13 protein-coding genes are annotated in these 11,897 nt (G+C 41.3%); 4 read left to right on the plus strand and 9 right to left on the minus strand.

The features are described from left to right. Positions 1–242 (minus strand): hypothetical protein (locus tag BGC07_RS20465; RefSeq protein ID WP_201258098.1); only part of this gene is annotated, 242 nt, incomplete at its 3' end. 69 nt (positions 243–311) lie between these two features. On the opposite strand from BGC07_RS20465, the gene BGC07_RS02520 reads away from it, so the two are divergent. Continuing rightward, a complete protein-coding gene (locus BGC07_RS02520) occupies positions 312–1,346 on the plus strand; it encodes a CBASS cGAMP-activated phospholipase (protein ID WP_158006845.1) in 1,035 nt (344 codons plus the stop codon). A 38-nt stretch (positions 1,347–1,384) separates the two neighbouring features. On the opposite strand, the gene BGC07_RS02525 is transcribed toward BGC07_RS02520, so the two are convergent. From BGC07_RS02525 to BGC07_RS02535, 3 genes are all read right to left on the minus strand, one after another. Next, complete coding sequence (locus BGC07_RS02525; protein ID WP_069311838.1) at positions 1,385–2,755, minus strand: NAD-dependent succinate-semialdehyde dehydrogenase; 1,371 nt, start codon at positions 2,753–2,755, stop codon at positions 1,385–1,387. A 79-nt stretch (positions 2,756–2,834) separates the two neighbouring features. Then, positions 2,835–4,478 (minus strand): acetolactate synthase large subunit, encoded by a 1,644-nt coding sequence (locus BGC07_RS02530; RefSeq protein WP_069311839.1) that lies wholly within the window; start codon positions 4,476–4,478, stop codon positions 2,835–2,837. A gap of 131 nt (positions 4,479–4,609) precedes the next feature. Continuing rightward, the gene (locus BGC07_RS02535) at positions 4,610–4,888 is read right to left on the minus strand and encodes a bacteriophage holin (protein ID WP_069311840.1); all 279 of its coding nucleotides are present in this window, start codon (positions 4,886–4,888) and stop codon (positions 4,610–4,612) included. 334 nt (positions 4,889–5,222) lie between these two features. Between BGC07_RS02535 and BGC07_RS02540 the strand changes: the two genes are divergently transcribed. Continuing rightward, positions 5,223–5,534 (plus strand): hypothetical protein, encoded by a 312-nt coding sequence (locus tag BGC07_RS02540; RefSeq protein ID WP_069313778.1) that lies wholly within the window; start codon positions 5,223–5,225, stop codon positions 5,532–5,534. Positions 5,535–5,595: 61 nt separating this feature from the next. On the opposite strand, the gene BGC07_RS21525 is transcribed toward BGC07_RS02540, so the two are convergent. The 3 genes from BGC07_RS21525 to BGC07_RS02550 are packed head-to-tail and all read right to left on the minus strand — an operon-like array spanning position 5,596 to position 8,582. Continuing rightward, the gene (locus BGC07_RS21525; protein WP_235603340.1) at positions 5,596–6,654 is read right to left on the minus strand and encodes a TRAP transporter permease; all 1,059 of its coding nucleotides are present in this window, start codon (positions 6,652–6,654) and stop codon (positions 5,596–5,598) included. After that, positions 6,551–7,594, minus strand: coding sequence for a TRAP transporter permease (locus BGC07_RS21530; RefSeq protein WP_235602848.1), 1,044 nt, complete (start codon positions 7,592–7,594; stop codon positions 6,551–6,553). Before BGC07_RS21530 ends, BGC07_RS21525 begins: the two co-directional genes overlap by 104 nt. Before the next feature lie 28 nt (positions 7,595–7,622). Further along, positions 7,623–8,582 carry a TAXI family TRAP transporter solute-binding subunit gene (locus BGC07_RS02550; protein WP_077216710.1) on the minus strand — a complete coding sequence of 320 codons (960 nt, stop codon included), beginning with the start codon at positions 8,580–8,582 and terminating at the stop codon, positions 7,623–7,625. 133 nt (positions 8,583–8,715) lie between these two features. On the opposite strand from BGC07_RS02550, the gene BGC07_RS02555 reads away from it, so the two are divergent. Together BGC07_RS02555 and BGC07_RS02560 are read left to right on the plus strand one after the other, a co-directional pair. Further along, entirely contained in the window at positions 8,716–9,489 is a 774-nt protein-coding gene (locus tag BGC07_RS02555) for a hypothetical protein (protein ID WP_069311841.1), read from the plus strand. A gap of 194 nt (positions 9,490–9,683) precedes the next feature. Further along, complete coding sequence (locus BGC07_RS02560) at positions 9,684–10,469, plus strand: class I SAM-dependent methyltransferase (protein ID WP_069311842.1); 786 nt, start codon at positions 9,684–9,686, stop codon at positions 10,467–10,469. Between the two features lie 18 nt (positions 10,470–10,487). Here the strand turns inward: BGC07_RS02560 and BGC07_RS02565 are convergent, their stop codons facing one another. Both BGC07_RS02565 and BGC07_RS02570 read right to left on the minus strand, forming a co-directional pair. Beyond that, a complete protein-coding gene (locus BGC07_RS02565) occupies positions 10,488–10,862 on the minus strand; it encodes a response regulator transcription factor (protein WP_069311843.1) in 375 nt (124 codons plus the stop codon). A gap of 154 nt (positions 10,863–11,016) precedes the next feature. Further along, positions 11,017–11,571 (minus strand): hypoxanthine-guanine phosphoribosyltransferase, encoded by a 555-nt coding sequence (locus tag BGC07_RS02570; RefSeq protein WP_069311844.1) that lies wholly within the window; start codon positions 11,569–11,571, stop codon positions 11,017–11,019. Positions 11,572–11,897 lie beyond the last annotated feature (326 nt).

Here is an 11,897-nt window from a genome sequence, read left to right on the forward strand (position 1 = left end):
TTTTTATCAAAAACAAATTGATAGCTATCATCCCAGTGAGCCCAATGTAAAACAAGCTTTCCCAAAACAAAGATATTATTTTGGACAGACTCAACACCTCGCTGTAAGTCTTGTCGTGCTTCAGCCATTTCTAAGCGCTCAAATACAGGAATAACAAAGACTTTTAGTGAAGAATAAATCAATAACAAATAGAAAACAAAAACGATGAGCATCGCGGTGAGCAATTTATTACGCAACGACATCTCTTCGCCTCAACCAATCTTCTTTCTATACAGTATAATTAATCTATGGAGAAAAAAATGGAATGTCTTGTGTTTAAAATCTTAAGTTTAGATGGTGGAGGAACTCGCGGCACATTTATTGCGGCTTGCCTCGCTCATATTGAAGAAAAACTTGATCACCCGATTAGTCATTATTTTGATTTAATCGTTGCAACTTCAACAGGTTCTATTATTGCAGTACCACTTGGCATGGAAGTGCCTGCAGCAACCATAGAAAAATTTTATCTTAAAAAAGTTTATGAGGTTTTCAAACCGAACCCCCCTTATTTTTCGGGAGTTTATAAACCCATCACCTGGACAACAAGCCCTTTTCTTGAATTATTTACTGGGGTCTCAACCGATGAGCTTGTCCAACCCAAATACAGCTCAGAAGGCTTAAGAAAAATTATTCAGAGCATGCTACGTGATAAAACACTAGTGGATTCAAAAAAGTGTCGACTCAATATCACCGCCGTCGACCTTAAAGCAGGCATGCCTACTGTATTTAAAACACCTCACCTGCCAGGCAAGTGGCCTGATGAAAACCGCTCTGTCGTTGATATCATACTCGCAGCGACAGCAGCACCCACTTACTTTAACCCTGTAACGATAGAAAAAGGCACTGCGTTTTGTGATGGGGCCCTTTGGGCAAATAATCCAGGCATTGTCGGTTACTCTGAGGCCATGGACATTTCACGCATTTGCCAACATATTAGCGCTCGTCAATTTCATCACGATACGATCTGCATGCTATCCATAGGCACAGGCTATACTCACTACACTCACCCACCACCACAAGAAGGCTCCGGAGTAAAATGGTGGTCACAGCGCGTGATGGAAATTATGTTTAACACCCAGTCACAAAGTACTTCTCTTTATCTAGAGCGTATGCTGCCTCAAGAAAACTATCATCGACTTAATTTTGAAATCGTAAATCCAGACTGGGGCCATGTTGACTCGTTAGGACACATCGATGAAATGGCAGAAATCGGCCACAAAATTGCAGCAGAGAACTTCGATAAAATCAAAGACATTTTTTTTAAAAGCCCTTCCGAAGAATATCATCAATATCCTCCAGAAGCATAAAATATTACAACTCAATTTTTATTATGATTTAGTTGTAATTAAGCGATGACTACGGTCTTAATGTTCATAAATTCATGCAAACCTTCTGCAGCAAGCTCACGACCAAAGCCAGACTGTTTAATACCACCAAAAGGCAACCTCGGGTCAGAAGCAACTAATGTATTCACCACACAAGTCCCTGCATTAATTTTATCCCGTGCAATCTCTTCGCCCCGTTTAATGTCACGAGTAAAGACCGCTGCACCTAGCCCAAACGGCGTATCATTAGCAATATTAATCGCATCTGTTTCATCTTTTGCGTGTAAAATACTCACTACAGGCCCAAATAATTCCTCATCATAGGCCGGCGTGCCTTTTTTCACATCAACAAACACAGTGGGCGCGTAATAATACCCTGCTTGATTTAGGCGCTCGCCACCTAGCACACACTCTACACCTGCAGCAATGCTGCGTTGCACTTGATCATCCAGCTGTTCCAACAAATCTAATCGCGCCATCGGGCCAATTTTAGTCGACACTTCCATAGGGTCTGCACATTGATAAGCCTTGACTCGCTCTAAAACCTTTTGGACAAATTGCTCATAAACTGCATCCACTGCAATAATCCGCTTGGCTGAAATACATACCTGCCCCGCATTATTCAAGCGAGAAGTCACACACTGCTCAGCCGCTAAATCTAAGTCTGCATCTTCTAAGATAATATAAGGGTCGCTGCCACCTAATTCTAATACTACTTTTTTCAATGCTTGGGCCGCCTGAGCGCCAACAATACTACCGGCCTTACCGCTACCGGTTAAAGTCACACCTGCAACTTTAGAGTGCTCTATTACCGCAGGCACCAAATCAACATCGATGACTAAGCTGCGAAATAAATGCTTAGGAAAACCAGCCTTCTCAAAGAGCTTTTCCATTGCAAGTGCCGCCCCCGTAGAGTTCGGCGCATGCTTTAATAAAGCCGCATTTCCTCCCATAATATTAGGCACCGCAAAGCGTAATACTTGCCAGAAAGGAAAATTCCAAGGCATAATTGCGAAAATAATTCCCAGTGGCTGATAGCTTCGATAACTTTTAGTCCGGCCAGCATCGATTAATTCAGGTTGCAGCTGTTCTTCAGTGTGGTCCGCATAATACTCGCAAAGCACCGCGCACTTCTCAATTTCTGCTTTTGCTTGCGTGATGGGTTTTCCCATCTCCTCAGTAATGATCTGTGCGTAACTCGCTTTGTCTTCGCGTAATAACTTTGCAACCTTGTGCATTAAACCGCGACGTTCTGCCCAGTTTGATGTTAACCAAACTTGTCTGGCCTCTTCCACATGATCAATGACCGCTAGCACCTCTTCAACGGGCATTGTCTCATATTGATTCAGTAATGTCCCGGTCGCAGGATTAACAACCTCTAATACTGCCATAACTATTTTCTCCTAAAACACCTTAATATTAATTTTTAAATTTAAAGCTTAAAACTTTATTCCTAGTTTATTTCACTGATTAGCGCACTACACGGTGTAAATGATGGAAAAGCTTCATGTTTTCACTATAATCGACAGGAACAACAATTACCGTTGGCACATCTTGTTGACCTAATGCATTTTCAAGTGCAGGAATAAATTCATTTGCAGCATTAATACGGATGCTATGACAACCAAATGCTTCTGCTAATTTTGCCAGGTCTGGGTTTTCTAGATGAACATGTGGCGAAGATGTATTAAAACCCATCTCCTGCTTCCACTCGATTAAACCATAAGAATCATCTTCCCAAAGCACAGTCACAAAAGGCACTTTTAATTGTACGCCAGTGGAAAGTGCTTGGATACTCATCATAAAGCCACCATCACCACAAACAGCAACGACATTCTTATCAGGGTTTAAGCGTTTAGCTTCCAATGCACCTGGCATACTGCCACCCATCGAGCAAAAACCATTACTAATAAAACACGTTTTTGACTGACGTGCACCGTATTGCCGTGCTACCCACATTTTATGCGCACCCACATCGCTGACTAACATATCACTATCGGCCAGTGTCGCTCGCACATCTTGCAAAATACGTTTCGGCTTCATCGGAAAGCTATCATCTGCTTTGTCGCTGCGAATATCATGCTGAGCTTTTTCTTGAATCACCTTAAAATAAGTATCTTCTTTGCAATAATCAGCAGAAAGCTTTTCATTCACCTGATCAATAATCGTTGGAATATGGCCGACCATTTCTAAATCAGGCACATAACTCATATCAACTTCAGCAGCCGCTGCACCGATATGAATAATTTTTTTATGCACCCCTGTATTCCAACGGCTCGGAGGGTATTCAACAAGGTCATAACCAATACAAATCACAAGATCAGCTTGCTCAAAGGCTTCGATGACGACATCTTTCATGCCCAAACCGACACAGTGCAAAGAGCGTTCATAAAGGTTACTGACTGCACCTTTACCCATAAAGGTATGAGCACTATATAACTTTGTTTTATCCAAGAATGTTGCGAGTTGTTTATCGCTTTCGGTACGCACTGCACCATCACCAATCAGCAATAGCGGTTTTTGACTTTGTTTTAGCAATTCCAGCGCTTTATTAAGTTGATGATCTGTTGTACCAATATCAATGTTTTTTTGAAAGGCTTGTAATGGCCGTGCATTGGTCTGGTGATGCGCAATGTCTTCGGGTAACTCAATTAATACCGCTCCTGGCACCCCTGATGTTGCAACTTTAAAGGCTTTAGCGATGACCTCAGGAATCGCATCAGCCTCACGAATTGTTGTCGACCATTTCGTCACTGCCTTAAACATAGAGACCGCGTCCATGTTCTGATGAGATTCTTTGTGCAAACGCGCGCTTTCAGCTTGGCCGATCACCGCCACTAACGGTGCATTATCCATATTCGCCTGTGCGACTCCAGTCAGTAAATTCGTCGCCCCTGGCCCCAAAGTCGCAAGACACACGCCCGGGATCCCTGTTAAACGTCCGTGCATCTCAGCCATAAACGATGCTGTTTGTTCATGGCGTGTCGTGATAAACTCTATTGGCGAGTCCAACAATGAGATCATTAGATCTGCATTTTCTTCCCCAGGCACACCATAGATCGTATTAACACCTTGTTTCTCTAAACATCTCAAAAACAAATCAGACGCTTTCATCGATGACACCTCAGCCTTAGCAAAACCTTGCATATAATAAATACTGTAGCGATGATAATAGCAGGGCAGACAAACCTATAGAAGTTAGTATTGTTTAGTCCACCATTAGAGAAAACTTACTGCCAGTTGACTTACTCTTCCTCACGTGGCCGGCATACTATCCAATTGTAAATCATGGCAACAATTGCACCCCCAATAAAGCCATCAACCAACCCCCAAAGACCACCGATAATCCCTTTAAAGAACGTCGGGCCATAGCCTATATAAACGGATGAGATAAGTTTCACAACCGGTCCAGCATAACCATAAGCCGCGGCTAACCAAGCAATAATCACCAAAGCCGCACCCCAAACAATACCGATTGCGAGTCCTAGCCCTAAAACACTTAATTTTTGTTTTTGCTCTGCCATTTTATAACCTCTAGCCTACGTCCTTAATTTTGAATATATTAATTATAATACCTTACTGATTAACTCAGTTATTTTAAAATTAAATTAAGATAAATTTTTATATTTTATATTTCATCTTTTATTTATCATTTTATACTGCAATTAATAAAAGACTTGTCATCTAACCCCAAACATAAATTTATCATGTTGAACGCTGTAAATACGCATAATTGCAGTCTCTTTATGATTTTTGTCCAGCACAAAAGAAAATTCACTAAATTTTAAGCCTGTTAATAATATGTTAAAGCAAAGCTGTTATTACTATAGCCATAAACAAACTTGGAGACTAATTCAAATGAAAAAGCTAATATTCGCTTCTGCTCTTGTTATCACTATTGCTGCAGCGCTTGCAGGTTGTCAAAAAGATAAAAAACAAGCGACAGCAGAAACTCAAGCACCAGTCGCTCAGACCGCAGCAACAACAAGCACACCAGCAACCGCAAAAAACACACAGAGTGATACACAAAGTGTAAGCGGCGCTGTTAAGCAAAGCGCGAATGATGTTGCAAAAGACAGCCAAAAAGTTGCAAAATCAACAAGCAATGACCTAAAAAGCTTGGTCTCTAACGATAAAGCAAGCACAGATACAGCGAAAACATCAGCTTAATCAATCAGTAAGCCATTGCTAGAGCTAACATTGCCTGTGGCAAAATACCACAGGCTTTTTATTATTTTTTGAACCAATACAAACCATGACGCTTCGTGTGAATTAAGACAAGCACAACAATAATTGCAATACCTATCCCATCAGTATGCCCACCCGGAATTAGAGTACAAAAAGCCGCAGCTAATAACAATAGACGCTCATACCAAGCAGCATGCCTTAAGAAATAACCCTGTGTCGCCGCAACAAAACAAAGCATTCCTATCAACGCTGAAATGACAATATGGATGACATCCCAGGCACTATTCACACCGATCATTAATAATTGTGGGTTTAAAATAAAGATAAAGGGCAAAATAACAGTTCGAAGATCATAACCAAAACTTTTCACCCCGACATTAATCGGATTTGCCTTAGCAATCGCAGCTCCTGCATAAGCAGCCAGTCCCACCGGTGGCGTATCATCTGCCAAAATGCCAAAATAAAAAACAAACAAGTGAATCGCCACTAATGGGACATGAATTCCTGCTCGTTCTGCCAACTGCTGAATAACCGGGGCAACTAGAGCAGCCATAACAATATAATTAGCGGTTGTTGGCAACCCCAAGCCTAGAACCAAAGAAGCGATGGCAGCAAGCACCAGAACAATATAAAAATTACCGCCTGATAAAGCCGCGACGATATCAGTTAAGCCAAACCCTAAACCTGTCATCGTCACAATACCGACCACGATGCCCGCAACCGCAGTCGCAATAGCAATCGGCGTCATATTGCGCGCCCCCATCTCAAAGCCTTTGACCAAATGCCAAACACCCTCTTTTAAGCCAGAAAGCAAACTTTCAGAACGTCGATAGGCTCGCCACAGGTCCTGAACAATAATTAATGCCATCAATAATAAAATTGCATTTAACGCACTGTACTCCGGTGTTTTACGTTGAATAATCAGCGCATAAAGCAAGTAAATAATTGGCACAAAGTAATGCGCACCACTAATAAAAGTCGACCAAAATGGTGGCAATTCACTGCGAGGTGTTGGTTTTAAGCCTAGTTTTAACGCTTCTAGGTGAACCACATAAAGCAAGCCAGCATAACTTAATAAAGCCGGTAATAGCGCATATAAAATTAGATGAGAATAAGGCACGCCCAAAAAATTCAGCCATAATAAAGGCTGCCGCCCCCATCACAGGGGGGGTTAGCTGACCATTCACCGATGATGCCACTTCGATCGCCGCCGCCCTCTCTTTGCCATACCCGACTTTTTTCATCAAGGGGATAGTAAAAGTCCCTGTCGTCACAACATTAGAGATAGACGAGCCTGAGATCACCCCGGTCATCATGCTGCCGACCACCGCTGCCTTAGCCGGCCCACCACGATATCCCCCAAGTATGCTGTAACTTAGCTGAATAAAGTACTCTCCGGCACCGGCTCGCTCCAGCAGTGCACCAAACAAAACAAATAAGAAAACAAAAGTTGCCGAAACACGCAAGGGCGTACCCCAAATGCCTTCTGTTGTTAGGTACAGCTGCTGAACCACCTGAGTCCAAGAGTAGCCATTGTGTAGATATAAGACATCGGGAAGCTGTATCGGAATCAGTCCACCTGGCCCCAGCAAGGCATAAAGTACCATAATACTTGCGATGATAGTCAGTGCCATACCGGCAACACGAACCACAGCAATCGCTAACATAATGAGCGTCAGTGTTCCCATAATGACATCAAGGTCATTCGGCACACCACCACGAATAGTAATAATGGCGACATATTCATAGGCGATATAAATACTGCCACCTAAGGCAACAACGAGAAATAACCAGTCATACCAAGGAACAGAGGGTGATTTAGAGAATTTAAAAGGGTGAGCGAGGAAGGTCAGAGCAAAGGCAAAACTTAAGTGAATCGCACCCAATTGCAAACTATCAAATTGGGCAGACATCGCTGCATAAACTTGAAACACACTCCAAGCGACAGCAACCAACAAAGCAAGGTATTTTTGCCAGGATGTTAAGTTGCGTGAGCCTGTTTCAAGTGCAGCAATGTCTTTCACGTCCTGTGGTGTCGACATTACAGCACTCCTACTTCATTTTAATTAATCACTTTGGAACAGAAACGCCGAGCTTTTTATACGCCGCAATTGCACCCGGGTGCAATGGAATACCCACTCCCTCGGTCGCTTGCTTTAATTTAAAATATGTTTTCAGATTAGAGTGTAACTTTACAAACTGCTCTGTTTTCCCTTGTTTAAATAACCCTTGCTCAAGGACTGCTTCAATTACTTTATTAGGCAAATCACTGGATGCGACCAACAACGCTTCTACAGCCACTGCTGGAACTGCTGCATTTTGGCCTTTGTAACTGTCTGCCGGGATTTCACGCGCCGTATAGAATGGATATTTTTTAATAAGCTCTTTTGCTTTATTTGCTGAAACGGACAAGAAGTGAACTTTTGTCGTTTCAGTAATTTGCTGAATTGCTGCGCTGCCTATGCCTGCAGTATAAAACATCGCATCAATTCGACCATCTTGTAGTAACTGTGCGCCTAAGCTTGCAGAACCTCTAATCGGTGTAATGTTTTTCTCACTTAAGCCGTACAGTGCTAAAATTTGCTTGGCATTTTGCTCAACACCACTGCCAATATCACCAATATAAACACGCTTACCTTTAAGGCCAGCAATTGATTTAATATCTGGGTTCGCAACAACTTGTACCACTTCAGGATACAGGGCAGCAACACCACGGAGTAACTTAACGGGCTTACCTAAAAATGCTTTCACTACCTGGCCATGATAAGCATAGTATGCAATATCGCTTTGCATAATTGCCATTTTCAAATTACCGCGCTGCAATGAAAGTGCATTATAAACACTCCCCCCTGTTGAACGGGCATTCGCGCGAACATCCTTTACATTTTTATTAATTAATTTCGCAACGCCGACTGCAACAGGATAATACACCCCCGTTGTAGAGCCTGATCCTATGGTAATAAATGTTGGTGCGGCCATAACACTCACAGAAAATAACAAGGTTGATAAAAAAGCGACTATTGACTTCACAAACTTCCCCTCAATAATATTGATATTGTTCTATATCAATCTTAACATCCAGGGAAAAAACAACAACCAAAACACAGTCTCATAAACTAAACTTAACAAATAACCAACCAGACTATTTTTCCAGGATATCGCGATGCACAATCAGTGGCCTCACCCCGTCGATTCAATTTCACTCAACATTCCTGATATTAAAGTAGACTTGCTTCACTACCAAATACCAAATCCAACACAGCCACATCAGCCTTTATTTATTAACCTACATGATAATGAAAAAACATCAGTATATGCCGCGTTAAATTGCATACAGCAACAAAATTCTGGCAGGCTTTTTGAGATTTCACACGAAAAAAACCGCTTAATCTCTGTGCTCATTGATAATCAACCTTGCCGGTTTGACCCGAACCGAATCTTTACTGATATCGGCATAGAAAACACTCTAAAAGACCAAAAATGCTTTTCCAAAAAAAATCAATTTATTCTTTCCCAATATGCTCAATCAATTATTCATCAAATTTACACTCACAGCTTTCCTTTACTAATCGCTCTTCATAATAACGAAGATAACTTGGAATCAGAGAGCAAAGAAAACTATAGTATTTTGTCTTATTTCCCAAATGGCGATGAGTCCGCAAATACAGAAGACCTTTACCAGAATCCAGCTCACTGTCCTGATGACTTTTTTATTACCACAAAAAAGCCGCTATTCGATTACTTACGGTTAAAAAAATTTAATACCGTATTACACAAAAATCAGGGAGTGAATGATGGTTCTTTGTCTTATTATTGCTCGACTCAAAATATCCCCTATATCAATGTCGAGGCACAACATGGCCACCAGCAACAACAGCAACACATGATTCACACTCTATTTACATATTTAAAAACGGCAGGATATCTTTTTAACTGACACGATATAATTCCCCAAATAATAAAATCACTTAGGGTGTTTAGTCATAGTTTACAGTGAAGTCATCTACCCATTGTGCATTCAAAGCAGTACCATAAAATATGGAAGAAATACACCACCCAGTATCACTATACTCATTCAGTTAATTACGATAGATTATTGGCTGACAAAATTATCAAAACGACAGGATTTTTATGAAAATTGACCACTGGAATGCACAACATTACCATGACTCATCTGATATGCAATACCGCATAGCGCATGATATTTTAGCTGATGAAACTTTTCACCAAAATGATACTGTCCTCGATATCGGCTGCGGGTCTGGGAAAATAACTGTCGATATCGCTTCACTGGTGAAGCAAGGTCAAGTGGTTGGTATAGACTTGTCAGAGCAAATGATCACTTTCGCTAATAAGCAGTATAAACATATTGAAAACCTAAGTTTTGCCCAAGGCGATATTCTCGATTTGCAATTAAAATCAGAATTTACCAAAGTCACGACCTTTAATATGCTCCAATGGGTCTCTGATTTTAACTTAGCCTTTAAACGAATTTATCATTGCTTGAAAAGCAACGGGCGATTTATCGGGGGGTATTTTCTGAAGTGTTATCCTATATGGGATCCAGTGGATGAGCTGATCACTCAAGTCCATTGGCAGCCTTATTTTAAGGATTATGATGCCGGGTTTTACCAAAATGAACGCGACTACTGTCAATCTGCATTAGAGCAAGCTGGCTTTGACAGCAGTTCAGTTATAGAGATTAATAAAGACTACTTTTTCAAAGACAGAGCCCACTTCATTAGCCATAGCAAAAATTGGCTCCCTCACCTCTCAAGGCTGCCAAATGATAAAATCGATCGTTTTTTATCAGAACTCGCAGATTCAGTGATTAAGCAAGGCTACATGAATAATAAGGGAAATATTATCGTCAGTGGTAACTACATAACCTTTAAAGCCATTCGATCAACGACATAATTAATAACAAATTATCTCTTATGTTTTGGTAATGTGCAGGTGTCTGCCGATTTTCTCTTCGAGCACTTGAATATTAAAAGGCTTGATGATGTAATCACTCACTCCTGCCTTTACCGCAGCATTAATAGAGTGTAAAGCAGTTTCGCTGGTAATCATAATGATAGGGACTTGTGCGTCCATCGCCCTAATTTCTTTAAGAACTTCAATGCCTGATTTTTCCGGCAAATGCCAATCCAGTAGAATCAAGTCAACCGTTTCTTCTTTAAATTTCTCAACTGCTGTTTGGCCATCAAGAGCACGAACCACCTGCAAGGCTTCATTAAATATATGACGAACCGCCTGGACCTCAAGCGAAGCGATGGCTTTTGAGTCTTCAACAAGTAAGATTTTCATTATTAAATCACAGCTCCTCTAATGCTATAGGTATAGCAGATACGGGCTGTAGTGGCTAATCCATCCAAGCTGCTAAAGGTGATAACCAGCCACCAAGACAAGCATCACGGGATTCTTGAGGCTAGCTACACAACACAGCTAGCCTAACAAACCGTTAGCAAAGTTCCTCAGGCACCGCGAATATACCAGGTGCATTACGCAGGTAGTTTTTGTAGTCCATACCATAACCAAACACATACTGATTAGCGACTTCAAGCCCAACATAATCTGCATGAGCAAGCCCTGTCTCTACACGTGTTTCGACCTTATCAAGCAATACCGCTGAACGCACAGATGCTGCATTTTCACCCTTACAGTACTCAACAATTTCACGCAGAGTGATTCCACCATCAAGAATATCATCGACAATCAGGACATTACGATCTTTCAGTGAATAAGAAGGCTTTACCTTCCAAACCAGCTCATTCCCTCGGGTTTCACCTTGATAGCGTGTCGCATGAACATAATCAACCTGCAACGGAAAATCCAAGCGTGTAAGCAACTCTGCTGTCAAAATCAGCCCCCCGACCATAACAGAGAGTAACAATGGATTCTTATCATGATAATCGTCATGAATCTTCTGTGCCATACGATCAAGTGTTAAATCAATTTCTGCTTTGGAGAAAAGGCATTTCGACCGCTGGCGAACCTCTTCAATCTCTTTCATCATAATAGTCTACCTAACCTCATCTTTATCATAATAAATATATAGCATAGCCAATATAGCTCTAACCTATTGATATATATACCGCTGCCATACCCCAACCTGGTCGGGCCACTTCTTTAAACCGCACATTATACATTAAATAACAGGCAAACGGTACGTATCCCTCAACATTCAATCAAGCACTTTCATCGCAACAATATCAAGCTACAAATCTGCTTTAATTTTAAGTTTTATCGCCTCTGAGATACTTTTTGACCTTATCCCGATTTAAGTACAGTTAAAACCACTCTTTAGCCTCTAAAGAAGGCATATTTTTTTCGCATATAAAG

Origin of the sequence: Piscirickettsia litoralis (assembly GCF_001720395.1) — a bacterium.
In the GTDB taxonomy this organism is placed as follows: Bacteria; Pseudomonadota; Gammaproteobacteria; order Piscirickettsiales; family Piscirickettsiaceae; genus Piscirickettsia; species Piscirickettsia litoralis.